The organism is Paenibacillus sp. FSL H8-0048, from assembly GCF_038002825.1.
In the GTDB taxonomy this organism is placed as follows: Bacteria; Bacillota; Bacilli; order Paenibacillales; family Paenibacillaceae; genus Paenibacillus_AQ.
This window is the reverse complement of sequence record NZ_JBBODF010000001.1, coordinates 6,934,717-6,961,292: the sequence shown is the minus strand read 5'-3', so window position 1 is coordinate 6,961,292 and position 26,576 is coordinate 6,934,717. Positions and strand designations below refer to the sequence as shown.

The 26,576-nt window shown below is 54.9% G+C and carries 19 protein-coding genes; 9 read left to right on the top strand and 10 right to left on the bottom strand.

Features of this window, described 5'->3' with window-relative positions:
* Window positions 1-2: 2 nt before the first annotated feature.
* Both NSU18_RS30015 and NSU18_RS30010 read right to left on the bottom strand, forming a co-directional pair.
* Complete coding sequence (locus NSU18_RS30015) at window positions 3-797, bottom strand: Nif3-like dinuclear metal center hexameric protein (protein WP_341150804.1); 795 nt, start codon at window positions 795-797, stop codon at window positions 3-5.
* A gap of 91 nt (window positions 798-888) precedes the next feature.
* Window positions 889-2,973 (bottom strand): alpha-glucuronidase family glycosyl hydrolase, encoded by a 2,085-nt coding sequence (locus tag NSU18_RS30010; RefSeq protein ID WP_341150803.1) that lies wholly within the window; start codon window positions 2,971-2,973, stop codon window positions 889-891.
* Between the two features lie 300 nt (window positions 2,974-3,273).
* Between NSU18_RS30010 and NSU18_RS30005 the strand changes: the two genes are divergently transcribed.
* Window positions 3,274-4,179 carry an AraC family transcriptional regulator gene (locus tag NSU18_RS30005; RefSeq protein WP_341150802.1) on the top strand — a complete coding sequence of 302 codons (906 nt, stop codon included), beginning with the start codon at window positions 3,274-3,276 and terminating at the stop codon, window positions 4,177-4,179.
* A 205-nt stretch (window positions 4,180-4,384) separates the two neighbouring features.
* On the opposite strand, the gene NSU18_RS30000 is transcribed toward NSU18_RS30005, so the two are convergent.
* Entirely contained in the window at window positions 4,385-5,038 is a 654-nt protein-coding gene (locus tag NSU18_RS30000; protein ID WP_341150801.1) for a GntR family transcriptional regulator, read from the bottom strand.
* A gap of 225 nt (window positions 5,039-5,263) precedes the next feature.
* On the opposite strand from NSU18_RS30000, the gene uxuA reads away from it, so the two are divergent.
* Window positions 5,264-6,340, top strand: coding sequence for a mannonate dehydratase (uxuA, locus tag NSU18_RS29995; RefSeq protein ID WP_238650303.1), 1,077 nt, complete (start codon window positions 5,264-5,266; stop codon window positions 6,338-6,340).
* Window positions 6,341-7,957 (top strand): mannitol dehydrogenase family protein, encoded by a 1,617-nt coding sequence (locus tag NSU18_RS29990; RefSeq protein WP_341150800.1) that lies wholly within the window; start codon window positions 6,341-6,343, stop codon window positions 7,955-7,957. It abuts the gene before it with no gap.
* Window positions 7,958-8,532: 575 nt separating this feature from the next.
* Here the strand turns inward: NSU18_RS29990 and NSU18_RS29985 are convergent.
* The 3 genes from NSU18_RS29985 to NSU18_RS29975 all read right to left on the bottom strand — a co-directional run bounded on the left by NSU18_RS29985 (window position 8,533) and on the right by NSU18_RS29975 (window position 12,901).
* Window positions 8,533-10,116, bottom strand: coding sequence for a glycoside hydrolase family 43 protein (locus tag NSU18_RS29985; RefSeq protein ID WP_341017952.1), 1,584 nt, complete (start codon window positions 10,114-10,116; stop codon window positions 8,533-8,535).
* Window positions 10,113-12,068, bottom strand: coding sequence for a YjhG/YagF family D-xylonate dehydratase (locus NSU18_RS29980; RefSeq protein WP_341018657.1), 1,956 nt, complete (start codon window positions 12,066-12,068; stop codon window positions 10,113-10,115). The genes NSU18_RS29985 and NSU18_RS29980 overlap by 4 nt, the downstream gene beginning before the upstream one ends.
* Window positions 12,069-12,142: 74 nt before the next feature.
* The gene (locus NSU18_RS29975) at window positions 12,143-12,901 is read right to left on the bottom strand and encodes an IclR family transcriptional regulator (RefSeq protein WP_341017950.1); all 759 of its coding nucleotides are present in this window, start codon (window positions 12,899-12,901) and stop codon (window positions 12,143-12,145) included.
* A 96-nt stretch (window positions 12,902-12,997) separates the two neighbouring features.
* Between NSU18_RS29975 and NSU18_RS29970 the strand changes: the two genes are divergently transcribed.
* Together NSU18_RS29970 and NSU18_RS29965 are read left to right on the top strand one after the other, a co-directional pair.
* Entirely contained in the window at window positions 12,998-13,912 is a 915-nt protein-coding gene (locus NSU18_RS29970; protein ID WP_341150799.1) for a dihydrodipicolinate synthase family protein, read from the top strand.
* Between the two features lie 236 nt (window positions 13,913-14,148).
* Window positions 14,149-15,177, top strand: a complete 1,029-nt coding sequence (locus NSU18_RS29965; RefSeq protein ID WP_341150798.1) for a CdaR family transcriptional regulator — start codon at window positions 14,149-14,151, stop codon at window positions 15,175-15,177.
* Between the two features lie 535 nt (window positions 15,178-15,712).
* Here the strand turns inward: NSU18_RS29965 and NSU18_RS29960 are convergent.
* The 4 genes from NSU18_RS29960 to NSU18_RS29945 form a co-directional block, all read right to left on the bottom strand.
* Window positions 15,713-16,855, bottom strand: coding sequence for a glycerate kinase family protein (locus tag NSU18_RS29960; RefSeq protein WP_341150797.1), 1,143 nt, complete (start codon window positions 16,853-16,855; stop codon window positions 15,713-15,715).
* 30 nt (window positions 16,856-16,885) lie between these two features.
* A complete protein-coding gene (locus tag NSU18_RS29955) occupies window positions 16,886-18,187 on the bottom strand; it encodes a GntP family permease (RefSeq protein WP_341150796.1) in 1,302 nt (433 codons plus the stop codon).
* Between the two features lie 127 nt (window positions 18,188-18,314).
* The gene (locus tag NSU18_RS29950) at window positions 18,315-19,151 is read right to left on the bottom strand and encodes a response regulator transcription factor (RefSeq protein WP_341150795.1); all 837 of its coding nucleotides are present in this window, start codon (window positions 19,149-19,151) and stop codon (window positions 18,315-18,317) included.
* Complete coding sequence (locus NSU18_RS29945; RefSeq protein ID WP_341150794.1) at window positions 19,148-21,040, bottom strand: cache domain-containing sensor histidine kinase; 1,893 nt, start codon at window positions 21,038-21,040, stop codon at window positions 19,148-19,150. The genes NSU18_RS29950 and NSU18_RS29945 overlap by 4 nt, the downstream gene beginning before the upstream one ends.
* A 197-nt stretch (window positions 21,041-21,237) precedes the next feature.
* On the opposite strand from NSU18_RS29945, the gene NSU18_RS29940 reads away from it, so the two are divergent.
* The 4 genes from NSU18_RS29940 to NSU18_RS29925 all read left to right on the top strand — a co-directional run bounded on the left by NSU18_RS29940 (window position 21,238) and on the right by NSU18_RS29925 (window position 26,569).
* Window positions 21,238-23,028, top strand: coding sequence for a sensor histidine kinase (locus NSU18_RS29940; protein WP_341150793.1), 1,791 nt, complete (start codon window positions 21,238-21,240; stop codon window positions 23,026-23,028).
* Entirely contained in the window at window positions 23,021-24,613 is a 1,593-nt protein-coding gene (locus NSU18_RS29935; protein ID WP_341150792.1) for a response regulator transcription factor, read from the top strand. The genes NSU18_RS29940 and NSU18_RS29935 overlap by 8 nt, the downstream gene beginning before the upstream one ends.
* Window positions 24,614-24,700: 87 nt before the next feature.
* A complete protein-coding gene (locus tag NSU18_RS29930; protein WP_076081235.1) occupies window positions 24,701-25,657 on the top strand; it encodes an ABC transporter permease in 957 nt (318 codons plus the stop codon).
* 12 nt (window positions 25,658-25,669) lie between these two features.
* Entirely contained in the window at window positions 25,670-26,569 is a 900-nt protein-coding gene (locus tag NSU18_RS29925; RefSeq protein ID WP_341150791.1) for a carbohydrate ABC transporter permease, read from the top strand.
* Window positions 26,570-26,576 lie beyond the last annotated feature (7 nt).

Here is a 26,576-nt window from a genome sequence, read left to right as displayed (position 1 = left end):
AGTTATAGGATTTGAAACACTGGCTGCTCCGGAATGAAGTGAACCGGCATCTCCGGGAAGCGCCGGCTCAGCCGCTCTGCCAGCAGCTTCATTCCCGGCGCTTCGCTCTCGGCATGGCCGAGCATGATGAGTGACCTGTCCTTGCCCTGCCTGACCGCATCCCGGATATACTCAGGCACCTCCCATTCGAAGCCTTCACCGGCGATGACCAGATCAAGCGACTCCTGCTCATACATCGGGATGACGGTACTGCCGTTCCCCCGGAAACCCACCAGCACCCCCACCCTGGAGCATGCAGCAGAGAGGTTCCCGGCAGCACGGACATAAGGGATATTCAGCTTCTGCTTCACATAAGCGGCCACTTCCGAAACGGTCATCTCAGGGATGGTGAGGATCGACACCTCAGGCAGATGCCGCTCCACATATGCGCCCCATTCCAGCTCCTGCAGCAGCCCTTCGACGATTCCGTCCAGCGTGTAACGGTGTATCGTGTCATGGAAGCGGTAGAGACTTATTCCGCTACGGGCAATGAGCTCAGACTTCTGCTGGTAGACAGAATCCTGCGGCAGACCGTCCGGGTGATCCCGGTGGGTATAAAATACACCTTCATGCGTAATCACCAGGTTGGCGCCAAGCAGGACCGCCTGCTCCACTACATATTGTGAAGCTGCGAAGGCCGTCACAATTCCCTGCACTTCTGTTCCCGCAGCATCCGGTTCCAGCTTATCCACCGTATCCGCTGGCAGCTGTACCCCTGCATTCAAGTGCTCCATCACATCACTGAAAGTCAGTGCCATGAGATCTTATCCTCCTCGATGTTACCCAAATGAGTTCATGGCTCACCCTGTCAAGAGACAGGACGTTACCGTCCGTGGCGCAGGCGCTCCCTTAGTAGATGGTCCGGCCTAATGCATCTGCAATTCCGCTCTTGCGGTAGAAATACGTATTAATCTGGTCGCGCCATTCCTTGGCATGAGCCGCCTGCCCCTTAAGGCGTTCCTCCACCTGAGTGTACAGGCCGTCTGCGATGCTGCCCTTCAGTCCGCCCCAGGCGCCCAGCAGGCCTTCGGCACGCTCTGCACCTTCAAAATGCGTATCGTAGATATGCTGGATCACGGTTTTGCCGGAATGCAGCACATGAGTGTATGGCACATGGTGGAAGAACAGCAGCAGCTCATCCGGGCATTCCTCCAGCGAATCATAACGCACGGCATTGCTGCCCATGTATTGCGCACTGTAGCCTGTTCCGGTTGCTACGGTGCGGTCTACCCCGATGCCCTGGTGATCGGCATAATGGTAGGTTCCCCACATCGAATATTCATAGCCGTCCACATTCGGGCCGTAGTGATGCTCAGGATTGATCATCCAGCCCACGCCAAGCGGAGAGGTGTAAGACTCGTAGATTTCCCATGAATTAAGCAAAATCCGGCTGATGACTCCAGCCACCGCAGTGTCTGTACCGAAGGTTAATGCGATCCACTCTGCCGCAATCTCCTCCGCACTCAGCTCGGGATTCCAGGCTAGCCGGCCGAAGCCATACAGGTTGGCCTGGGCCAGCAGATGGCCGGTCCAGTTCCGGTCATTGCCCACATTGGATACCGCCGCAATCCCGCTCAGGCGGTTGCCCCACAGCGATCCGTCCACGATACGCTTCACCGGAGCCGGGCCGCCCTTGGCCTGTGTATCGAATTCCATGATCTCCTTCCACTGGGGAACAAGATAGCAGACATGGCGCTGCTGTCCGGTGTATTCCTGGGCGATCTGGAATTCAATCACATGGTTGGTGCGTTCCAGCGCCCCGAACAGCGGAGATACCGGCTCTCTGACCTGGAAATCCATCGGCCCGTTCTTGATCTGCAGAATGACATTATCATGGAACTGGCCGTCCAGCGGCTTGAAATGATCGTAGGCCGCTCTGGCCCGGTCCGTCTTGCGGTCACGCCAGTCCTGCTTGCAGTTGTATACAAAGCAGCGCCAGATAACAATGCCGCCGTAAGGCTCCAGGGCTTCCGCCAGCATGTTGGCTCCGTCCGCATGGTTCCGCCCGTAGGTGAACGGGCCGGGACGGTTCTCCGAATCGGCCTTGACCACGAAGCCGCCGAAATCGGGAATCGCGGCATAGATGTCAGCCGCTCTTGTCTTCCACCATTCCCGCACGCCTGCATCCAGCGGATCAGCGCTGCCGACTTCCCCTTCATGCATAGGTCCGGCGAAATTCACGCTCAGGTACAGGCGGATGCCATAGATGCGGAAAATATCGGCGATTCCCGCCACATCCGGCAGATAGGTAGAGATAAACAGCGTCTCCAGTGCATGAACGTTAACATTGTTGATTGCTATCGCGTTGATGCCGGCGGTAGACATCAGCCGCGCATAGTCTGTAATCCGGTCCATATCCTTCGTGAACTGGTTATTCTCATACAGGAAGGATCTGCCGGAATAACCGCGCTCCACACTGCCGTCGAAATTATCCCAGTGATTAATCATCCGCAGCGAATTCACAGGATTCACTACTTCATCCAGATGCTCAATGTCCTTGCCGCTGGCGATCAGGCGCAGTAGATGGAAGACGCCGTACAATACACCTGCCTGGGAGGAAGCCCCTACAGCAATGCATTTACAGGACTGGCTGGTACGGATGGCGAACCCTTCTGCTCCCACAGCTTGGACTTCCTTGTCATCGAACAAGCCCTTAATCAGCGGATGATTACCCGCGAAGGTGCCGAAGGCCACACCGAATTCTTCCGGCTGCGGCTTGGATACAACCTCAATGTCCAACAGCGAGGAAATACCTCTTGTCCATTCCTGAAGTGCAGCCTGGAGGGTCTCCCCGCCTTCTGTAACGGATACCGCTCCGCACCATTTCACATATTGCTTATATAGCGGGCCTTGTTGAAGCTTAGGATAGCTTAACCACGCATTGTATCCGCTGTCATATTGTGCAGCATACTCATTCCCGGATTGTTGTCTCATATCCATATCTCCTCTGCATACATCTTGTATACTAGATTTCTTTCAGGTTCATCCTACCACGCAGCTGCAGCCCCGGAACATTGTCAAATCACGCTAATATTTACCCAAATCAAGCAGAATCCTGTATACTAAGAACAAGTGGAAACGGCTTTGCCGTCCTTTTAAAGGACGCTACCGTTTCAGCGGGAAATAGATGGATAAGTTATCGTGTGCAACATATAAATTCTTATATTCCGGATAAAACAGGCACATAGCCTGAATATCTATCACGAGAACGCAAAGTATCAGGGGGCGATCCTATTGGTTGCAGCTTTTGAACCGCCGGTCCCGGGGCAAAGCCTTAGTGAAACTATCATCCCGGATGTGAAAACCACGCTCAACCTGTTCGGCATGCATCTGCGCAAGGTGAGCGGGGAATGGGATTATCCGCAGCACGCCCATCCCCAATATGAATTCAATTATGTGCTTGAAGGAGAGCAGCAGCTCACGGTCAACAACCACAGCTATCTCCAGCGCGCCGGGGATCTGGTCCTCTTGAGGCCGGGCGATATCCATTCCAGCCGCAGCGGAAACGGCGGTTCCTTTACCTATTTCTGCATCCATTTCGATATCGATGACAAGCTGTTCATTTCGCTTCTCAGCCGGCTGAATCATGTATTGTTCACCTCAGAGAGCAATGTTGCCCACAGATTAGGACCGCTCCTCAGCAGGCTGGTGGAGATTTCCACCTCCGGCTCCGGCAGCATCACGATCTCCCAGCGCATGAGGCTGCAGTCCGCCGTCTTCGAGCTGTTCGCCCAGCTCTGGGAGGTCTTCTCTCTGGAGGCCGACAATTCCTCCCCGGGCACTTATGAGCGAATGGAGCTGGCCCACCAGATCCGCAGCCGCCTCCAGGGGCTGGTCTATCAGCAGTTCAAGCAGGAGGTGCCGTATGACAGCCATTATGGTGTTGACGATATCGCGGCTGAGCTAGGGATCAGCCCCTCACACTGTTACCGGGTCTTCCGCCAGGTCTTCGGCCTCTCCCCCCGCGTCTACCTGTCGGAGCAGATGCTGCATGAGGCCAAGGTGCTGCTGGATGACCACAGCCTGAGCGTCAGCCAGATATCAGGCCTGCTCGGCTACCGCGATATCGCCCATTTCAGCAGACAGTTCAAGCGCTGGAGCGGCCAGTCTCCGCGGGAATACCGCGAGGGCAGGAGCTAGGCAGCGCAAAGCCTCGGCAACCTTATATCAAGTAGAAACGGCTTCGCCGTCCTTTTAAAGGACGGTACCGTTTCAGCGAGAAATAGAAGGATAAGTTATCGTGTGCAACATATAAGTTCTTATATTTTTAGTACAAGCCTGCCCTCATGGATGATGAAGGCAGGCTTGTTGCGCTATTGCGGGCGGGAATTGATAAAGTCCAGCCCTATTTTTTGATATACGTGGCGAAATGCTCCTGGAGGTTCTTGGAGTCGATATCCGCCCGCAAATGATGGTGCAGCAGCTCGTCGATCCCCGCGGTGTCGCCCTGCACGATATAATCCAGAAGCTGCTGATGCTCCTGCTGAATCGCCGTCAGCTTCTCGTCCTTCAGCATATGCAGCTTGCGGTAGCGGATGTAGTGCACATTGAACTGCTGGAGCACACCCCACAGGAACTCACGCCCGGCTAAGCCGAACATCGTGCGGTGGAACTGGTCATCCAAGTGCAGGAATACCTCCGCCCCCTCCGCCTGCTCGATACACTTCTGCTGCTGCGTTAGGTTATCCCTCAGCTCATGCAGCCCTTTTAGCGGGATATTCCCGGCCAGCGACTTCATAATCTCCTTCTCCAGCACATTGCGCAGGTAGATAATCTGTTCCACTGACTCCAGGTCTATGTAGGATACGAGATTGCCTTTTTTGGGATAGATATCGACGTATTGCTCCAGGGACAGCTGCTTCAGCACATCACGGATCGGCGTCCGCGACAGCTGAAAGCGCTCGGACAGAGCCGTCTCACTGATCATCGCCCCCGGCTTCAGCTCAAGGGAGAGAATCTCCTGCTTGAGGTAGGCCATTATTTCTTTTTTGGAAGTCATGCATAGACCAACTTTCTGTTCGGGATTGTTCTTCCCCCCATTATATAGAAAAGGGATATGAATTTCATTGACAAAGATGTACGCATATTCTATGATCATTACGAATCAACCTTGTATACAAGATTATCTCATATGAACCGATGTTTCTGTAAGGTCAATTGTCACAAGGCTTCGGATGGTTATCATTTGTATTTATGCTTATCTTACTTAAGGAGGAAAATGACAATGAATATGACTTGGAGATGGTACGGCGAGGGCAATGACAACATCACTCTTGACCACATCCGTCAAATCCCGGGCGTTATGGGTATCGTCTGGTCGCTGCACCACAAGGTGGCCGGTGAGGTCTGGGAAATGGAAGAAATCCAGAAGGTTGCCGATCAGATCACAGCCAAGGGCTTCAGTACAGCGGTGGTTGAAAGCGTCAACGTTCATGATGATATCAAAATCGGACTGCCGTCCCGCGACAAATATATTGACATCTATATCGATACAATCCGCAAGCTGGCCAAGGTCGGCGTTAAGGTGATCTGCTACAACTTCATGCCTGTGTTCGACTGGACCCGTACCGAGCTGTATAAGGAGCTGCCGGACGGCTCGAATGCACTCTTTTATGAAAAGGCTGCCATTACCGATAATCCGCGCGAGATGGTAGACCGCATCCTGAAGGGTGCCGGACAATTCACGATGCCCGGCTGGGAGCCGGAGCGGCTAGCCAAGCTGGATGAGCTGTTCGCGGCATATGCTGACGTTACCGAAGATAAGCTGTTCGACAACCTGAAGTATTTCCTGGAGCGCATCATTCCGGTGTGTGAAGAAGTGGATATCAAAATGGCGATCCACCCTGACGATCCGGCCTGGCCGATCTTCGGACTGCCGCGCATTATCCGCAGCCGCGATACGATCCGCCGCTTCCTGGACATGGTCGACAGCCCGTATAACGGCCTGACCTTCTGCACCGGCTCGCTGGGAACGAACCCGGAGAATGATCTGCCGGCAATGATCCGTGAGTTCAGTGACCGGATTTATTTTGCCCATATCCGTAATGTGAAGGTGTTCGATAACGGAGACTTCATCGAGGTATCCCACCGCGGACGCGATGGCAGCGTAGATGTGGCGGAGGTTGTTAAGGCGTATCATGAGAGCGGCTTCACCGGCTATGTGCGTCCGGACCATGGCAGACATCTCTGGGGCGAGGAGAAAAATTGCCGTCCAGGCTATGGCCTCTATGACCGGGCGATGGGCATCATGTATCTGCTGGGCGTATGGGACAGCCTGGAGAATGTCAAGGGGGCCAAATAAATGCTGAGTCTGAACAGAAACAGCATTGCGGACCGGGATGCTTGGGAAGCCGCAGGCGTCGCATTGCCGCAGTTCGATTATGAGGCGGTAGCGGCGAATACGCTGAAGAAGCCGGAATGGGTTCACTTCGGAGCGGGAAATATCTTCAGAGGCTTCGTGGCGAATGCGCACCAGAAGCTGCTGGACAGCGGAAAGGCCGACACCGGCATTATCGCGGCCGAGACCTTTGACTTCGAGATGATTGATAAGGTCTACAAGCCTTATGACAATCTGACTCTATTGGTGCTGATGAATGCGGCGGGAGAATTTCAGAAGCGGATCGTCAGCAGCATTGTGGAAGGCATCACCGCAGATAAGACGCGGGAAGCGGATTACAGCCGTCTGACTGAGATTTTTGAGAATCCCAGTCTGCAGATGGCGAGCTTCACAATTACGGAGAAGGGCTATTCCCTAACGGGTCCGAACGGCCAGTATCTGGGTATCGTGGAGAAGGACATCGCCGGGGGGCCGGAGCATCCGATCCACGCGATGAGTATCGTCGCTTCCTTCGCCTACAAGCGTTACCTGAAGGGCCAGTACCCGATGACCTTCGTCAGCATGGATAATTGCTCGCATAACGGCGATAAGCTGAAGCAGGGCATGGTCACCATCGCCAAGGAATGGGCAGCGAAGGGCCATGTAGAAGAAGGTTTCGTAGCCTACCTGGAGGATGAGCAGAAGATCACCTTCCCGCTGTCCATGATCGACAAAATCACCCCGCGCCCGTCCGAATCCGTCCAGGCCGCATTGCTGGAGCAAGGCATCGGAGGCATGGATGTGATCGTCACCTCCAAGAACACGTACACCGCTCCCTTCGTTAATGCGGAGATCAGCGAGTATCTGGTCATTGAGGATAAGTTCACGAACGGACGTCCGGCGCTGGAGGAAGCCGGTATTATCTTCACGGACCGCGACACGGTTAACAACGTGGAGACGATGAAGGTAACCACCTGCCTCAACCCGCTGCATACGGCGCTGGCGGTCACCGGCTGTCTGCTCGGTTACACGCTTATCGCTGACGAGATGCAGGATGCCACGCTGCGCAAGCTCGTGGAGACCATCGGCTACAAGGAAGGCCTGCCGGTTGTCGTTGATCCGGGCATCCTGAGTCCGAAGCAGTTCCTGGACGAGGTGCTGCAGGAACGGTTCGCCAACCCGTTCATCCCTGATACTCCGCAGCGGATCGCTACGGATACCTCGCAGAAGGTCGGCATCCGCTTCGGCGAGACGATCAAGTCGTACATCCGCCGGGATGAGCTTTACCCTAGGGATTTGACTGCCATTCCGCTGGCGATTGCAGCGTGGTGCCGGTACCTGCTCGGCGTGAACGATGAAGGCGCAGCGTTCACGCTGAGCCCTGATCCGCTGCTGGAATCGCTGCAGGCGCGGCTTGAAGGCATTGCTCTGGGCGCGGATGCGGCTACGGCCGCTGGCGTGCGCGCGGTGCTGGAGGATCAGGCCATCTTCGGCGTAGACCTGTACGCTGCCGGACTGGGCGGGACTATTGAGGATATGTTCACCGCGATGGTGGCTGGACCAGGCGCGGTCCGGGCTACACTGGAGAAGTACACCGCCTGAGTTGTGGGCGGGTGCGCGCGAACACGCGAACTTAAGTAGAAAGGCTAGGCTCTCCTTTAACAAGGAGGGCCTAGCCTTTTTTTGTATAGTGAGCGTCGAAAGGATGGCAGGTGGCGAGGAAGGACTCCTCATTTACTCGTTGAGCCAACTTTCCCGGGATTCTGGGGCACTTGTGCTCCTCATTCGCTCGTTGAGCCAACTTTCCCGGGATTCAGGGGCACTTGTGCTCTTCATTCGCTCGTTGAGCCAACTTTCCCGGGATTCTGGGGCACTTGTGCTCTTCAGTCGCTCGTTGAGCCAACTTTCCCGGGATTCTGGGGCACTTGTGCTCTTCATTTGACTTCATTTGCTCACTTGGCACGCATCTGGATAATCAGTGGGATAAATCCCTTTCATTCTCTCCTCCCGCCCTCTTTTGGCGGATTCAAAGGGATTTATCCCCTTCATTTCCTCCTCCCGCTCACTTTCGGCGAATTCAAAGGGATTTATCCCTTTCAATTGTTCATTGCCCTAGTTTCCCTTTCAGCCTTAGCCTTATGGCAACATCATTTTCGATGTTACAGCTATAGGCTACTTTACTCTTGCTCCAGATACTCAAAGTAATCAAAATCAGCCGGATGCAGCGTGCCGCTGAGGTCCTGGGCGCACATGCCGATGAAGGTGCCGGTAAACCGGATATAGGCCGGGAAATCATCGGACAGATGGTAGATTTCCAGAGCCGGGCCGATCTTCTCCCAATCGGAGCCGCCGGTGCTGTAATAGAACTGGGCCAATTCGCCGTCAATGACGACCTTGAGCGCTACACTTGCTCCGGGAGGCAGCGGTACTTCAGGCGTCAAGGTGTCTTCATAGACTCCATCCTTGGAGCGGATGAGTCCCAGGGTTCGGCCAAGGACTTCATCGTGCGTGATCCGCAGATAGAGGTAATCCATCGTATCGTAATAGACGATCAGGCCGGCCATCTGCTGGAAATGCTGCGGCTCGAAGTCCACCGAGGTCTCCGCGCTGCAACGGAAGGCCTGCTGGCGCAGGGCAACCAGGCTCTGGCGGTGCATGGAGCTCATCGATTCCCTGCCACGCAGGCGCAGATAGCCGGGACGCTCCTGGAGCGAGAGCCAGGTTTCATCGGCCGGCACGCGTAGTGTGCTCCAGCGGACATCCAGCTGCGGAGCGTCGAAGTCGTCGCGCGGAGCGGCTGGCGCAAAAGGATGCGCCGGAAGATCCGGGCCTTCCACCGTCAGCGATGGAGCATTTCCGCCCCCGGACAAGGCCAGCCAGCCGTCTGCTGTAAATTCAACGCGCTGAATCGCCGTCTCCCGGCCTAGGTTGCAGTACTTGTCCGTAACCGGACGGCCGCACAGATGCACCATGTACCATTCGCCGGTCTGCGTCTCTACCAGGCTGGCATGGCCTGCTTTTTGCAGCGCAAGCCCGGGGTGTCCTGCAGAGGTCAGCAGCGGATTAACGGGAGCGGTCTCGTAAGGACCTTCAATCTGCTTCGCGCGGGCTACCGTTACCGCATGATCATACTGCGTACCGCCCTCAGCAGTAATCAGATAATACCAGCCGTCCTTCCGGTACAGGTGCGGGCCTTCGGTCAGCTTCAGCTCCGTCCCTTTGTAGATGTTAGTAACCGGGCCGATCAGGCGCTGCTCCTCCACCGAATATTCCTGGAGCACAATCCCGGCGAAGCTGTTGCGGCCGGTGCGGTGATCCCACAGCATATTGACCAGCCATTTACGCCCGTCCTCGTCATGGAACAGCGAGGGGTCGAAGCCGCTACTATTTAGATAGACTGGCTCGGACCAGGGGCCTTCAATATTCTCGGCCGTCACCAGATAGTTAGGCGTATCCTTGAAAGCTCCCTGACGGCTTTTGACATCGGTATAGATCAGATAAAAGAGTCCATTGTCGTACGTGAGACAAGGTGCCCAGATGCCGCCGGAATCGGGGTCCCCCTCCATATTGAGCTGCGAGCTGCGGGTCAGCGCATAAGTCAGCGGCCGCCAGTTCACGAGATCGCGCGAATGATGAATCCGCACGCCGGGGAACCACTCAAAGGTTGAAGTAGCAATGTAATAGTCATCTCCAGCCCGGCAGATCGACGGGTCGGGATGAAATCCGCGCAGAATGGGATTATGAATCAGATTTCGGCTCATAGTTTCTCCTCCAATGCTTGCCGTCCTGCTTCCAGTAAGGCAATGATTTTATCAGTGTCGTAGATACAGCCCTTCCAGGTTCCGCCGCTGGCCGCCTGCAGAGCAGCCCACAGCCGGGTATCCTCCGGCAAGCCCGGGTCTACCGCCAGGCCCGGATGAGGTGTCCGCGAAGCCAGAATCAGCGTCCCCGCTTCCTTGGTCAGCGGCTCATTCCCCTCACCGACCAGATTCACGCTTCCTTCCAGATTCACAGTATCAATCCGCACCTCCACCCAGTCATTATCACGAAGCTTGCCAAGCGGGCCACCCGCCAGTGCCTCCGGCCCCATATGGCCGATGCAGGCACCTGTGGAGACGCCGGAGAAGCGGGCATCCGTGATCAGCGTGACATATTTGCCGTACGGCAGATGCTTGAGCGCCGAGGTGAGCTGGTAAGTCTCCTCCATCCCGGTTCCGCTCGGTCCACGGCCGATGACAGCCAGAATATCCCCCGCTTGAACCATACCCAGCTTGATGCTGCGGATGGCGGCTCTCTCTGTGGTGAACACCTTCACTCGCCCGGTATGGCGATAGACGCCCTCGCTGTCCAGAACGGCAGGATCAATGGCTGCCGATTTGATAACTGCACCTTCGGGGCAGAGATTGCCGATAGGGAACGTCATCGTAGACGCCATGCCCTGGCGTTTAGCCTCTTCCGGACTCATGATCACGGAATCCGGGTCTACGCCATCCGCTTCCAGCAGCCGCTGCCGCAGCTCCGTCCGGCGCTGCGAGCTCTCCCACCAGTCCAGATTCTCGCCCAGTGTGCGCCCGGTTACCGTCAGCACGGACTCATCAATCAGCCCCAGCTTCCGCAGATGCAGCATAACTTCAGGAACTCCCCCTGCGAGGAACACCCGGATGGTCGGATGCGGTACCGGACCATTCGGCAGCACGCTGACGAGGCGCGGAACCATCCGGTTCACCCGGTTCCAGTCCTCAACGGTCGGAACCTTCAGCCCGGCGGCATGGGCGATGGCCGGCAGATGCAGCAGCAGATTCGTAGAGCCGCCGAAGGCAGCGTGCAGCACCATGGCATTCTGGATCGACTGATCTGTCAGAATGTCACTCATCACGATTCCGTTCTGATCCAGATGCTGAAGGGCCCGGGCCGACTGGCGGCCGATGTTCTTCCAGATCGGCTGCCCCGAAGGAGACAGGGCCGAATGCGGCAGCGCCATGCCAAGTGCCTCCGCAATCACCTGGGCGGTTGCGGCGGTGCCGAGGAACTGACAGCCGCCGCCCGGCGTCGCACAGGCCCGGCAGCCGAGATCTGCCGCTTCCTCCAGGGACAGCTCCCCGTTGCTGTAGCGCGCCCCGATGCTCTGCACCTTACCTGCGTCCTCTCCCTCTATAGGAGGCAGGGTCACGCCGCCGGGCACGATGATGCCCGGCAGCTTGTGCATGCCGGCAAGGGCCAGCAGCATGGCGGGCAGTCCTTTGTCGCAGGTCGCTACGCCAAGCACGCCCTTACGTGTGGGGAGTGAACGGATCAGCCGCCGCAGCACGATGGCCGCATCATTGCGGTAAGGGAGGGAATCGAACATGCCTGTGGTTCCCTGGGACCTGCCGTCACAGGGATCGCTGACATAACCGGCGAACGGAATCCCCTCATTTGCGGTAAGCTCCTCCGCGATCTCTTCCATCATCACACCGATCTCCCAGTGACCGGTATGGTATCCGAGCGCCAGCGGAGTGCCGTCCTCACGCCGGATGCCGCCCATCGTTCCGAGAATCAGATACTGGGGCCGGTTCAGCAGCAGCGGATTCCAGCCCATGCCCGCATTCTGGGTCATGCCAAAAATCTCTCCGCTCGGCGCATTCCGCAGCACCTCCCCGGTGATCGGCAGCTGGCCTGCCGGCCCTTCTGCAGCGGTATGTACCGGAACAGCTTCAATGATGTCTTCCTTCATAATCTCTTGTACGGTCAATTTCACAGTAACCCCTTCTCTCCCTCAGTATGAATGATCTTGCCCGGATGCCTAAGCTAAGACAACGAGAGCTTCCCTGCCAGTGCCTTTACCTCCCGCAGCGCAATCTCCCGCTTCGCCTCGAATGCATGCTGAAGCATCGAGGTGCTGACAGCGGCAACTGCCTTGCCTGAGGCATCCAGAACCGGCGCTGCGGCGCAGCTGATGCCTTGGATAATCTCCTCCTGATCCAGCGCATAGCCGGTCTTACGGATCGCAGCCAAGGCTGCAGTGAACTTAGACCAGTCTGTGAGCGTGCGGGCAGTGACGGCAGGCAGCATTTTATCGGGATAACGCCGTTCCAGCTCACCCTCCGGCAGCAGCGCCAGCATCATCTTGCCCATCGCCGTCGCATATGCCGGAAACCGCATACCGGGGCTGGACTCCAGCCTTACCAGAGACTGCCCCTCCTGCTTGGCCAGGTAAATAATCTCATCGCGGTCCAGCACCGACAGCTGAAAGGTCTCGCCCACCGCCCCGACACTCTGCACCGACTCTGCCAGAAACCGCTCTACCAGATTCATATTCTGCTTAAGCGAATCATTGTAGACGGTATTATAGTAGGAGATCCCGGCGCCAAGCACATACCTCTCGCCCGCATCCTTCACCACCCACCCCAGAGTCTCCATTGTGCGCAGCAGCGAGAACATCGAGCTTTTGTTAATGCCGGTCTCCTCGCAAAGATCTGTCATTTTGAGCGCTCCGGTCTGTCTTGAGATGGCCTTAAGAATCAGATCTGCCCGTTCCAATGCCGGAACCCAGTACTTCTGGTCCACACCTTCATTCCCCTCTCATAAATCCATTGATTAAGCCTTTCAAGTTCACTATAATAATCATATGTTTATAATAACAAACCAGGAGGCAAAAATAAAATGAAACTTAGCCACCCGAATGCAGGTGTCATTCCTCCCGTCCCGACGATTCTGGATTCCGCCGGTAAATTCGACCGTGACGGAATGAAGCTGCTGATCGACAGCCTGATCGCCAAAGGGGTTCACGGTCTATTCTTCCTTGGAACAGCCGGAGAATTCACCCTGTTCACCGCAGAGCAGCGTGAAGAGATCGCAGAGCTATGCCTGGAGTATACGAATGGCCGTCTTCCAGCCTGGATTGGCACTGGCAGCAATACGGCCCCTGAGACCCTCCGGCTCTCCCGTCATGCCGCTGAACATGGAGCTACCGGCATCGTCATTATGAATCCGTATTACTACAAGCTGAGCGGGGACGCCCTGTTTGCGCATTATGCTGCTGTTCTGGAAGCCGTCGATGTACCGCTCATGCTGTATAACTTCCCGGCCATGACCGGCCAGGATCTGACTCCGGCCTTCGTGGCCCGCCTGGCCGCACATTATCCGAATGTACTCGGCATCAAGGATACCGTGGACCAGCTTAGCCACATCCGCCAGATGATCATGCAGGTCAAGGCGGTCAGCCCGGACTTCTCCGTCTTCTGCGGCTTCGATGAATACCTGCTGCCTACACTCGCTGCCGGTGGAGACGGGGCCATTGCGGCCAGTGCCAACTTCGCTCCAGAGCTGATGCTGGGTGTATACGATAACTTCAAGCAGGGCGACCTGGCCGGTGTGCTCGCCTTCCAGAAGCGTCTGATTGAGATTCCGGCGCTGTATGCCATCGATGATCCGTTCGTAGCTTCTATTAAAGAAGCCGTCCGGCTGTCCGGCCTGCCGGTATCGACCTTCAGTCTGGCTTCACCGGGGGTGTGGAGCGCGGAGCATGAGGATAGGCTGAAGCAGATTTTCAGCCGGGCGGGAATTGCTCAAGGGTAAGCGATATTTATAGTGCGGACCCATCCATTCTTATTTCTCAAGGTCCTACCGCCCTTCAAGGTCAGCCCAAGTCTGGGCTGGCTTTTTTGGTGCCGGGTGGTACTTCGTGCTACGGCTAGTGATGTTCCTCCTTTCTTCGCTGTGAAGGTTGGTCTATAATTTTGTTCAGATGCACAACGAGTGATTAAGAGGCAGTATAGGGCGGTTACCCGCTCAAGAGGAGGAGGGAGTTCCGGTTGTTTCAGCTATCGGAGAAGCAGGCTCAGGAGATTGTAGACAAGATGATGATGGATATCCCCTATAACATCAACATCATGAACGATCAGGGAATCATCATCGGCAGCGGACATAAGGCAAGGGTCGGCACCGTTCATCAGGGGGCTGTCGAAGCGCTGTCCACCGGGCATAGGGTCGAAGTCATGGAGGACGGGCGATATGAGAAAAAGGGCACCAACGAACCGATTGTCATCGGCAATACCCGCGTAGGTGTAATCGGAATCTCCGGCAGCCCGGAAGAGGTCCGCCCCTTCTGCAATATCGTGAGGACCACGGTATCGCTGCTCATTGAGCAAAGAAACACGCTGGAGCATCTGGCCAGCGAGGCCAACCGCAAGAAGGCGCTGCTGGAGATGCTTCTTAACCATCAGGGAGCTTACTCCCAGAAGCTGCGAAAAGAAGCGGCGGCCTATCAGATCGACCTTCTGCAGAAGACCACCGTGCTGTATCTCAAGCATGTGCAGCCGGAGCTGGATGAGACAAAGCTTTTGTTCCTGCATCCGTCCTTCCAGCTTGATGGGGATACATGGGTAATCCTGGTCCAGAACCGGCTGGACTGCAGCCGGCTGATTGCGGAGCTGCTGCACAATCAGCCGCAGCTCCTGCTGGCTTCGGGCCGGCTGGAGGCCAGTATCGCAGAGGGCTACCGTCAGGCCAAAGCTGCCCTCGGTGTTATTCTGGCACTCCGCCCTGCTGCGCAATCGATCCGCTACGAGGATGCGGAATTCCTGGTAAAGCTCAGTCAGGCGAAGCTGTCAGACAAGCCCGGCACGGCGATGAAGCTGGAGGATACCGCCGATCTGCTGGAGACGCTCCGCAGCTTCATCAATCACAATTGCAGTGTCTCGCAGACGGCTGAGCAGCTGAACATCCACCGCAATACGCTGCAATACCGCCTGAAGCGGATCGGGAGCATCACCGGCAAGGACCCGAGAAACCTGCTGCAGCTCTTCGAGCTTACGCATGAGCTGCTGGCGCTGTATAAGTAGCTTGTGGCGGGGATTGCGGAGATGCTGGGACGGAGTACGAATGGACGTCGGGGCAGACATTGAGGCGGAAGGAGCCGCGTAGCAGATCTGTTCAAGAGGAAGACGGGGCGCACTTCCGATAGGTAGCGTAGACGCGAGGAAGTAAGGTGGGGTTACAGAACAAGTTCCCCAGTGGGCACGCATGAGGGACAATGAAGGTAACACTAACTTGCTTCCGGCTAACTTTACGCGCTTATCGCATGACGCTAGGTGGATTAGGTACATCTAATTTTCGGCTGATTGACAAGCTGGGGAATTTAATTGGAAAAAGGGCATTTAATTCAGCCCAGCTCCCGCCAAATGCAGGTTTCCGGCTCAGCAGTTGTACTTTTTCCATCTAAAATCCCCAAATGTGCGGATTAGTGAGAATTAAATGCTCTTTTTCCACTTCTTTCATCCATATGGCCGATGCGGCTACGCCTCCATCCGTTCAACCACACAACACAAAACTATGGCCCCGGGGAAATCTTATTCCCGGGGCCATAGTTTGCACATTCTATTCAGCCAGCTTCAGCAGCCTGGCGATATTCTCGCAGGTCCGCTCGACATTGGCGGGGCCGTCAGCCAGCAGCTTCTCCAGGCTGGATGCGCCCGGCACAATGCCGAATACGGCATCGATGCCTTCGGCATACAGCGTATCAATCCCTTCGCCGATATAACCGGCCAGGGCGATCACTTTCTTGCCGCCAGCCTTGGCGGTGCGGGCGACGCCGTATGGTGTTTTGCCGAATTTGGTCTGGAAGTCAATTCCGCCTTCACCGGTGAAGACGAAGTCCGCCTGCTCCAGCTTCTGCTGGAGAGCAGTGTATTCGATGACGATCTCAATCCCCTTCTGCAGCGTTGCCTGCGTGAAGATCATCAGGCCCGCGCCCAGTCCCCCTGCTGCACCGGCTCCAGGCAGATCGCACACATCCTTGTGCAACTGCTGCTTCACCACCGCCGCATAATGGGCGAGATTGGCGTCAAGCTGCCGGACCATGTCAGGGGTGGCTCCTTTTTGCGGACCAAAGACCGCCGAAGCCCCCTGCTCGCCGCATAACGGGTTCGTCACATCGCAGGCAACGATGAGCTGAACCTGCTGCAGTCTCACATCAAGCCTGCTAACGTCAACACTGGCCAGCTGCCCCAGGCTGCCGCCGCCGCGCGGAAGTAAGTTCCCCGCCTCATCCAGGAATCTAGCGCCGAGCGCTTCGGCCATGCCGGCACCGCCGTCATTGGTGGCGCTGCCGCCGATGCCGATGATGATTTTGCGGATGCCCCGGTTCAGACATTCCAGAATCAGCTCGCCCGTCCCGTAAGTTGTGGTAATCAGCGGATTGCGCTCGGCCCTGTCCACCAGTTGAATGCCGCTGGCCGAAGCCATCTCGATCGCCGCCGTCTGCCCGTCGCCGAGAATTCCGAATTTGGCCATAACCGGCCCGCCCAGCGGCCCTGTTACCTCTTTATCGTGAATCTCTCCGCCGGAAGCATCGACAAGGGACTGTACGGTCCCCTCCCCGCCGTCCGCCATCGGAACATGGATGTAGGTTGCTTCTGGGTATATCTTGCGGAGCCCGGCCTCCATCGCTGTACATACTTCTTTCGCAGTCATGCTCTCCTTGAAGGAATCCGGCGCCAGTACAAAGGTTCTCTCTCTCATTTCTACACCTCATCTATCCTAATTTAATTATTATAGTAAAAATCCGTATACGATTGTAGCCACAACCGTCATCGTGCCGCCAACGATGGCCTCATACGGGATGAGCCCCATACGCTGCTTGATCGACATTTTCATACTGTCCGCCGTGACATGGAAGTAAGTGCCCTGCGGCAGCGAGTCGATGACCGTAGCTCCGGTATGAACCATCACAGCGGCAGCGAGCGGAGCCGTACCCATATTCAGAATGGCCTGCCCGAAGGAGCCTGTAGCGACAATAACACCCGTGGAGGTTGAGGCGGTAGCCGCAGCCATCAGTATCCCGGAAATCGGGGCCAGGAACGTACCGGAAATGCCGGACAGCTCAATCAGATGAACCACCTGGGCGGACAGATCGGAAGCCGAGATCAGACCGGCGATGCCGCCTGCCCCGATCAGGATCAGGACGGTTGCGGTCATTTTGCTAAGGCCGGAGGATGTATATTGCAGCACCTTGTTGCCTTGCCCCATCGCCAGCATCCCGATAATCCCCGCCAGCGGCAGAATGTATAGCGCATCCACCTTAAGCTTGGTGAGCGCTTCGATCCCGGAGATGGAGCCGATCGGGTTAATCATGAGCAGGACGATGGCCACCAGAGGAGCTACAATAGCTCTGCTGAGCGGCGGGTAAGCGGCAGTATTCGCGCTGTCTGTCCCGTTCGCAGCTTCCGCCGGGGTGACCATGACACCTTTTTTCTTCAGCAGAGTTGCTAAGATAACGGTTACAATTAACCCGCAGATGGCCGGAATCACGCCTGCCAGCATGACATTGCTCAGATCAAGATCAAAGCCGCGTGCAGCAGCAATCGTATTCGGATTCGGGGAGATAATATTACCGGCCTTCCCCCCGCCCGACAAGGCCAGCAGCAGCGCCAGCTTTGAGATCTCCATTTTGTTGCCTACGGATAAAGCAATCGGAGCCACAATCAGCACCGCTACAGGAATGAATACCCCCATCGCCGTAATGACCATCGTGGCCAGCGCGAGGGCCAGAATGGCCTTGCTTCCGCCGAACTTTCGGACAATAGCCTGGGCTATGGCTTCAGCCGCACCCGACTCCATCATCACACCAGCGAGCACACCGGCGGCCAGCACCCGCAGCACCGTACCCATTACACTTTGTGTACCGCTTACAAGAACACTAACGGTCTGTTCGAGATTGGCTCCGCCGATCAGCGCCCCTACAATGGCACCCAGGAACAGAGCGTAGACCGGATTCAATTTTCTAAGAATCAGAATAATGGCAATAGCCAGTCCTGCAAGCGCTCCATACCAACCAATGATTAATCCTTCCATTTTCAAATATCCCCCTAACAACTTGTTGAACACGCTCTCATTATAAGGTCTCCGGGGAGGAAAAGAATATTGATGAACGGACGAAATGCATTGTGCAAGTGACCAATGGATTAAGGGGTATACGGGATCATTGCTCCATCAGTGTGGTTAACAGCTTTTGCTGATTGCGGTACTCCAACGGGCTTACGCCTTCGCTTTCTTTGAACACTCTATTAAAATTCTTAGTGTTCCCGAAGCCTGACATACCGGCTATTTCATAGATTCGATCCTCCGTATCCCGCAGCAGCTCCTTCGCCTTATTGATCCGCAGCCGCTTCAGATAGCTTACAAAATTCTCTCCGGTGTAGTCGCGGAAAGCCTGGCTGAAATAGGAGTAGTTAAAGGACACTTTGCTTGAAACCATCATCATATTGATGTTATGTGAATAATTGTCGTGGATGTAATGAAGTGCACGCTCTATCCCCTCATTCTCCTTCTGTACGGGTATGATATCGGAAATAGGCTGCAGAAATGAATCTTCCACTGTAACCTCCGCTTGTTCGCAGGTTGTATGAAGCTGCTCCATGCCGAGGTGAAGATTGCTTGCCGAAACGTTAAGCTCCTCTTCAATCCGCTCCAGCACTTCAGCTAATTCCTCACGAATGACCGGCTTGAGCAGGTACTCATTCACTTCATAGCGGATAGCGGCTCTGGCATACGAGAAATCATCATACCCGCTTACAATTACAACGGCCGGCCTGGACCTGAACTCCTGAAGCTTTTTAATTAGACCAATTCCGTCCAACTCGGGCATACGAATGTCCGTAATCAGAATTTCTATTTTCATTGACGCAATCATCTCCAGGGCCTCAAAGGCGTCACAAGCCAAGCGGATATCATAGCGACCTGCAGCCTCCCGTTCAATCATAGCCCGGAGCCCGCACCGGATATTCTTCTCATCATCTACAATCAGCAGCTGTCTCATAGGCTCTGCATTCCTCCTCTAACCGGTGTCAACAAAGGCAGCTTAACCCTCACTGTGGTATAACTCCTCTGCCTGCTCTCTACGCAAATTCCATAATCCTCCCCATAATGCAGCCGGATGCGCTGATTCACATTACGCAAGCCGATCCCGTTATGCCCTGTGCTAAACTCAGCTGTCTCCTGCATTAATTGATTAAATTCTTCGTCACTCATGATCAACTTGTGATTCAACTGCTGTAGCCCATCATCTGGAATTCCGATCCCGTTGTCAGTTACCTCTATGTAAAAAAAATGCTGATCTGCATACGCATACACGCTGATTATCAGCCCGTCGCCCCTCATCAGAGCGGAATACATTCCGTGCTTCACCGCATTCTCAACGATGGGCTGCAGGGACATTTTCAACAATTCATGAGCATGGAATCTGTCTTCTGCATGAATCTCAACCTTAAGCTTCCCATCGTAACGGATGTTCATAATTGAGATGTAATGCTGAATATGCTTCAACTCGTCTGCCAGCTGCACGGTATCCCCAGTCCATCTTAGATTGTAACGCATAATGCTGCCGAGTGAGGTAAGTGCATCCGATACGGTATATTGGCCCTCTACCTCAGCGAGCATCTTCAAATTCTCCAGGGTGTTGTACAGGAAATGGGCATCGATCTGATTGCGTAAGGCCTGAAGCTCCGCTTCTTTAGTGGCAGCGCTGCGCTGTACAGCTTCCGCAATCAAGGCATTGATGGTGCCCAGCATCTCCCTGAAGTGGTGCGCCAGCTCACCGATCTCATCGCCACCCTGCACATCGATCTCCACCTGAAAGTCACCCTTGCGGACCATCTGCATCGAATCCCGCAAGACATGCAGCTTTTTCAGAACAATAGATTGAATCCAGTAAGTAATGACCGCAAGCAGAACCAGCAGCAGGACGATGATCAGAATAACCCTGTTTCTGGTGCTGTCAATTTTGGAATAGGTGCTGTGCAGAGAAATGACGTTTACCAGATCCACATGTAAGCGGTCGACGGGCTCAAGGAGATACAGGAAATCCTCACCCCCCGCTGAAAATAACAAGGACGAACCGCTTCCCTGCTTAACCTTAACGGCAGCCTCCAGGATCTGAGCTTCATTCAACCCACTGAGCGGGTCTATGCTGCTCATGTACAATTTGTCTTGCTGATCCAGAATGAAGAACCTTGAATCGCGCTCCCCGCTGTTGTTATACGCCTTGTCAAAAAGATCCTCAATCCGCATTTCAACTTTGACAATGCCAATGTGCTGCTTGTTGGCCAAGTTACTTTTAACCGCCAAGGAGACCATGGAGCTTGACTGTTCCTCCACCAGCGGACCGGTATCCTCGAATATAGCATCCTCCGGCTGAATCTCCCATAAGGCATGCTCCTTCTGATTCATCAATTTCGTGTACATGGGGCTGCCCTTAATCCGTTCTTCCTGATAAATAATCGGCCATAGCTCGCTGATCCGCGGATTGTTCACGAAGAAACGGACACTCGCAATATATGGATTATTGAACAATACGCTCTGTAAGAAGTTCAGCGAGTAGTCCTGAAACTGCTTGATCTCTTTCACTCCGGGCTCCATTTCAGCGGTTACATACTCCGCCAGGCTCCGGTCTGAAATGAGCAAATTAAAAGACTTCACCATCATTTCAAGCTTGCTCATGATCGCCTGCTTCTCGTTGTGGATCTGGTAGCGGTTCTCTTCAATGATGTCATCGACCGTATCCTGATAGAAATCAGCAAACAAATAGTTAGAGATCACAATAACAGGGACCAGAATAATGACAATATAAGCCCCGATCAACTTTAAATGAATGGATAAATCAGCAAACCACCTTTTCAGCTTCCCTGCCAAGCTCCTGATGCTGGCCATCTCCTGCCCCCTTCTCCTCCAATTATTCTAATATCATTATTATATTTCATTATTTTCCTCATCATAAGGCTTCAAAGTTCAGTCAGGGTTGCAGGATTTTAGGTAAAATATTTTCATGACATATATTGGCTAACGGTTTCGCGCTATACTCTATTGTAAGCGTTATTACAAATGTGCTAACGGAGGGGATTTCTTTCGTGTATACCCGTATCATCACCTTCATGAACAACCTGAAGCTCAGGACCAAGCTCTTCCTCTCTTTCGGCAGTGTTGTCCTGATTCCGGTGCTCATTGTGGGGGTGTTCCTGACCAGTGAGCTGCGGAATATGGCGATGAATAATGCGCTGAAGCAGATTACGGCGAATGTCGACCGTGTGAAAAAACGGACCAGCGAGATGCTGAACGTTCCGGTGGATATCGTCTACCGCCTGTCCAATGACAGCCGGCTGGAGGAGGCCGCGAATCACCGGTACGAATCGGTCTATGATGTGGTGCAGGCCTATTGGGATTACCCCGACTTCCGGGATTTCGTCCGCCTGTACAAAGAGGTCTCCAGCATCCGGCTGTATATCGACAACCCGACAGTGCTTAACAACTGGGAATTCCTCCAGGCTGACGAAGCGGTTACCCGGGAGCCGTGGTACCAGCTCGCCCTCGCCCAGAAGGGGCTGGCGTTCTGGAGTTACATTCCTGACAGCCGGAACGGACAGTATTATCTCAGCCTGATCCGCAAGGTCGACTTCCTCAAGCAGCGCACAACCGGTGTGCTGGTCGTGAATGTCAATTCGGATCAGCTCAGCAGTATCCTGAAGCAGGAGACCTTCGAGACCTTTATCGTCGATGAGAACGATAATATTGTCGCCTCCAACCGGGCCGGCACTCTCGGCAAGTCGCTGCAGGACATCAACCTCAAGCCGCTGCCTACCCTTGCCGGGCACGGGCCTGCGGACATCACGATTGACGGGCAGTCCTTCAAAATGCTGATCGACGACTGGCATCCCGAAGGCAGCCTGAACAGTCTGCGGATCATCTCTATTTTCTCTGTAGAAAGTATTGTGAGTGAGCCCAACCGGATTATTTCCCTGGCTACTTCCGTCATTATCTCCTCCCTAATTCTTGCAATCATCCTAATCTACTACTTCTCCCGCCTGCTCACCGGACGCATGCTGCATCTCAGCAAGCATATCTCCAAGGTCGCTTCCGGGAATCTGGAAGCCCGGCTTGTGATTGACGGCAAAGATGAGATCGGCCAGCTGGCCCGGCAATTCAATCACATGGTCCGCAATGTCAACGACCTGATGAGCGAGGTGCAGGAGTCCAACCAGCAGAAGAATGCCATCCTGCTGAAGCAGAATGAGATCAAATTCAAAATGATGGCCAGCCAGATCAATCCCCATTTCCTGTTCAATGCCCTGGAATCGATCCGGATGAAGGCCCACACCCGCGGCCAGACCGATATTGCGCAGGTTGTCCGGCTGCTGGGCAAGATGATGCGCAAGAACCTGGAGGTCGGCGGAGGCAGAATCACTCTGCAAAGTGAGCTGGAGACCGTGAACTGCTACCTGGTTATCCAGAAATTCCGCTACAATGACCGGCTAGCCTACGAGCTGTATGTAGATCCGGCAGCGAATACCCTAAGGATTCCGCCGCTTATTATCCAGCCACTGGTGGAGAATTGTGTCATTCACGGCTTGGAGGACCGGATGGACGGCGGAATGGTCCGGGTGGATATCCGGGTGGAGGAGGGCAGCCTTACGGTTCAGGTCTCCGATAACGGAACCGGAATCTCGCCGGCCCGGCTCGCAGAGCTGCGACAGATGCTGGAGAACAACGATGACTATGAGACCCACAGTATCGGAATGCGTAACATCCATCTGCGGCTGAAGCTGACCTATGGCCCGGAATGCGGCCTGATTCTGGCCAGCCAGAGCGGATACGGCACACAAATCAGCTTCGCCATCCCTTTAAGGAGTGATTCCTATGTATAGTGTGTTAATTGTTGATGATGAATTGTCGATCCGCGAAGGACTTGCCACCCTGCTGGATTGGGAGAGCCTCGGCTACCGGGTGGTAGATACCGCAGCCAATGCGGTTGAAGCCAGGCATAAGGCTCAGCTGTATTCCCCGGATCTGATGATTGTGGATATCCGTATGCCCGGGAAGGACGGACTGGAGCTGATCGGCGAGCTGCGGGAGGATCATGAGGAGCTGCATATTCTCATATTGAGCGGCTATGCCGACTTCAGTTATGCCAAGCGTGCGATGTCCTACAATATCGATAACTACCTGCTTAAGCCGGTCGATGAGGAGGAATTGCAGCTGTATCTTACCGGCCTGTCTACCATACTGAATGCGCGGCTGGCCCACCGCAAGAATCATGAGGCTGTTAAGGTCTGGAGCCGGGAGATGCTGGTTCAGTCCCTGCTGATGGAGAGCAGTCTGCATCCCGCCCCCGCGCTGATGGAGTCGGCATTGGAAGCGGGGCTGCTCTGGGATTCCTACCAGATCGTGCTGATCCGGCTCCTGCTGCAGGATCATGCGGACAACGGACCCTCCAGCAGCGTCAAGTCCCGGCTGACGTCCAGCTTCGAGGATAACCGCTGGGGCATCGTTTTCGCGCTCGATTCTTATCTCGGGGTGCTGCTGCAGCCCTCTTACCAAAAGGAGCTGGTGCGTAAACGGATGGCCCAGCAGATTCGTGAAGCTGCTGCTGCAGAGGGGCTGGAGTGCATCATCACCGCCGGGGATATGGTGGACAGTCTGAGGGAGCTGCCGGTCTCCCATCAGTCGGCGCTGGCGCGGATGAAGGATCACTTCTTCTATGATGAGCCGGGGATGATTGGCCCCGATTCTCTTAAGCTGAAGCAAGGGCTGCCTGCGAACCCCCAGGATACAGAGAGCAGGCTCGCTCCCGTGATGGACCGGCTGTATTTCGCTCTGGATACCGGCAATCTGAGCGTAATCTCTGCCCTGATCCAGGAAGCGGGGGACCTTATGGCTGCTGCGGGGTTATCCGAGATGGCGGTGAAATCCTATTATGTACGGGCCGTAACCTCCATGTCCGGGAAGCTCTCCGTTCATTATAAGGAGCTTAGCGCTGCGCAGAGCCGGATGGAGGAGCAGATTCAGCAGATCTACAGGCATACCTCCCTCCCCCAGCTCCAGCGCTATATCACAGGTCTGCTGGAGGAATACGCCAGTGGAATTATCCGCGACGATACGGATGTCCTGATAAAGCGGATGGTCGATCTGATCCACCGGCACTATGACGAGAATCTGAAGCTAGAGGCGCTGGCCGATGTGTTCACCTACAGTAGTGCCTATCTTGGCAAGCTGTTCAAGAATACTATGGGCTGCTCCTTCAACACTTATCTGGATACGATCCGCATCGAAAAGGCCATGGAGCTGCTGGACCAGGGCTGCAAAATCCATCAGGCAGCCAGCAGCGTCGGCTTCAGTGATGTCGACTATTTCCGCGAGAAGTTTAAAAAAATCGCAGGCATCTCCCCATCCGCTTACCGGAGAAAGGAGCCGGAGAATGCTTTTTCAGAAAGCGCTTACGAAAAAGACTGATTTTCCCCTGTTTTTACACTTAAATCTTCGGGTGTTTCCTGGCCAGGCGGCAGATTATGATAAAGCTATATCGAAGGAGGGACATAAATGAAAGCGATTACCACCGCGATGAAGCCGGAGCCGAAGAAATCCTCCTCCAGCTTCTGGGGGAAATTCCGGCAGCAGAAATACCTCTATATGATGGCTGTTCCTTTTGTCCTCTGGGCTTTTGTCTTCAGCTATCTTCCGTTATGGGGGTGGATGATGGCCTTCCAGAAGTATAAACCGGGCAAATCCTTTTTCGAGCAAAAATGGGTCGGCCTCCAGTACTTCCGGGAGCTGTTCCAGGATGAGCAGTTCTTCAACGCCCTGCGCAATACGCTGGCCATGAGTATCATGGGACTGCTGGCAGGCTTTATCATTCCGATTATCTTCGCTATTCTGCTGAATGAGGTACGGCTGCAGGTGCTGAAGCGCTTCGTTCAGACGGTGTCGTATCTGCCGCACTTTGTGTCCTGGGTGGTTGCTGCCGGGATCATCACCAAGATGCTCTCCACGGACAACGGCGCCGTCAATGACCTGCTAATGGGCCTTCATATCATCAGTGAACCGATCCAGTTCATGGCCAAGGGCAATCTGTTCTGGGGCATTGTCACCGCATCGGATGTCTGGAAGGAGACGGGCTGGAACACCATTATCTATCTCGCCGCCATCTCGGGCATCGGGCCGGAGCTGTACGAGGCAGCCAGGGTGGACGGAGCGAGCCGGCTTCAGCAGGTGCGTCATATCACTTTTCCGGGTATCCGCGGTACCATCGTGATTCTGCTGATTATGTCCATCGGCCATCTGATCAGCATCGGGTTCGAGAAGCAGTTCCTGCTCGGCAACAATCTGGTGCGTGACTACTCGCAGACCCTTGACCTGTACGCGCTGAATTACGGGCTGGGGATGGGACGGTTCTCCTTCGGGACGGCGATTAATATTTTCAACTCCGTGGTGAGTGTGATTCTGCTCTTTACCGCCAATGGCATCTTCAAAAAAATAACCAAGGAAAGCATCATATAGGAGGCCCTGCTCATGATCAAAAAACTGGCTGCGGCCTCCTGGTCGGACCGCATCTTCGATTTGGTTGTCTATCTGGCGATTACGGTGGTAACTGTTGCTACGCTGTACCCTTTTCTGAACGTGCTGGCGATCTCCTTCAATGACTCGACGGACAGCATCAAGGGCGGGATTACAATCTACCCCCGGGTGTTCACCTTCAAGAATTACGAGACGATCTTCGCCTTCTCCGGCCTGATTACCGGGTTCAAAATTTCGGTGCTGCGGACGGTTATCGGGACTCTGCTCGGACTGGTCAGTGCGTCCATGCTGGCCTTCACCTTAAGCCGGGTGGACTTCCAGGCCCGTAAGTTCGTTTCCACCTTCCTGGCATTGACGATGTATGTATCTGGAGGCCTGATCCCCTTTTATATTCTGATCAAGGATCTGCATATGATGGGCACCTTCGGCGTGTATGTCCTGCCCGGTCTGGTGAGCGCCTTCAATGTGTTCGTGATCCGCTCCTTCATCGACGGTCTGCCTTACGCCCTGCAGGAATCCGCCAAGCTGGACGGAGCCAATGACTTCACCATCTACTGGCGTGTTATTCTGCCGCTGACCAAGCCAGCCTTAGCAACCATCGCCCTGTTCCTGGCCGTCGGCCAGTGGAATGCGTGGATTGATACCTATCTGTATAACGGCTCGAAGGACTCGCTGACCACGCTGCAATTCGAGCTGATGAAGGTCATTCAGAGCACCACGACCAATGCGGATAATTTCCGCGGGCGCAATATGACTGAGGTTATGGCCCAGATCTCCCCGGAATCGGTCAAAATGGCAATCACCATTGTCGTCACCGTGCCTATTCTGGTGGTCTATCCGTTCCTGCAGCGCTATTTCGTCAAGGGCATGACGCTGGGTTCGGTTAAAAGCTAAGCTGCTC

Coding starts and splice junctions, on each gene's coding strand:
- NSU18_RS29970 (WP_341150799.1), top strand. CDS start 12,998: ATGAAACTTAGCCACCCGAATGCAGGTGTCATTCCTCCCGTCCCGACG.
- NSU18_RS30015 (WP_341150804.1), bottom strand. CDS start 797: ATGGCACTGACTTTCAGTGATGTGATGGAGCACTTGAATGCAGGGGTA.
- NSU18_RS30000 (WP_341150801.1), bottom strand. CDS start 5,038: ATGACTTCCAAAAAAGAAATAATGGCCTACCTCAAGCAGGAGATTCTC.
- NSU18_RS29935 (WP_341150792.1), top strand. CDS start 23,021: ATGTATAGTGTGTTAATTGTTGATGATGAATTGTCGATCCGCGAAGGA.
- NSU18_RS29955 (WP_341150796.1), bottom strand. CDS start 18,187: ATGGAAGGATTAATCATTGGTTGGTATGGAGCGCTTGCAGGACTGGCT.
- uxuA (WP_238650303.1), top strand. CDS start 5,264: ATGAATATGACTTGGAGATGGTACGGCGAGGGCAATGACAACATCACT.
- NSU18_RS29985 (WP_341017952.1), bottom strand. CDS start 10,116: ATGAGCCGAAATCTGATTCATAATCCCATTCTGCGCGGATTTCATCCC.
- NSU18_RS30010 (WP_341150803.1), bottom strand. CDS start 2,973: ATGAGACAACAATCCGGGAATGAGTATGCTGCACAATATGACAGCGGA.
- NSU18_RS29950 (WP_341150795.1), bottom strand. CDS start 19,151: ATGAGACAGCTGCTGATTGTAGATGATGAGAAGAATATCCGGTGCGGG.
- NSU18_RS29945 (WP_341150794.1), bottom strand. CDS start 21,040: ATGGCCAGCATCAGGAGCTTGGCAGGGAAGCTGAAAAGGTGGTTTGCT.
- NSU18_RS29990 (WP_341150800.1), top strand. CDS start 6,341: ATGCTGAGTCTGAACAGAAACAGCATTGCGGACCGGGATGCTTGGGAA.
- NSU18_RS29980 (WP_341018657.1), bottom strand. CDS start 12,068: ATGAAGGAAGACATCATTGAAGCTGTTCCGGTACATACCGCTGCAGAA.
- NSU18_RS29930 (WP_076081235.1), top strand. CDS start 24,701: ATGAAAGCGATTACCACCGCGATGAAGCCGGAGCCGAAGAAATCCTCC.
- NSU18_RS29960 (WP_341150797.1), bottom strand. CDS start 16,855: ATGAGAGAGAGAACCTTTGTACTGGCGCCGGATTCCTTCAAGGAGAGC.
- NSU18_RS29925 (WP_341150791.1), top strand. CDS start 25,670: ATGATCAAAAAACTGGCTGCGGCCTCCTGGTCGGACCGCATCTTCGAT.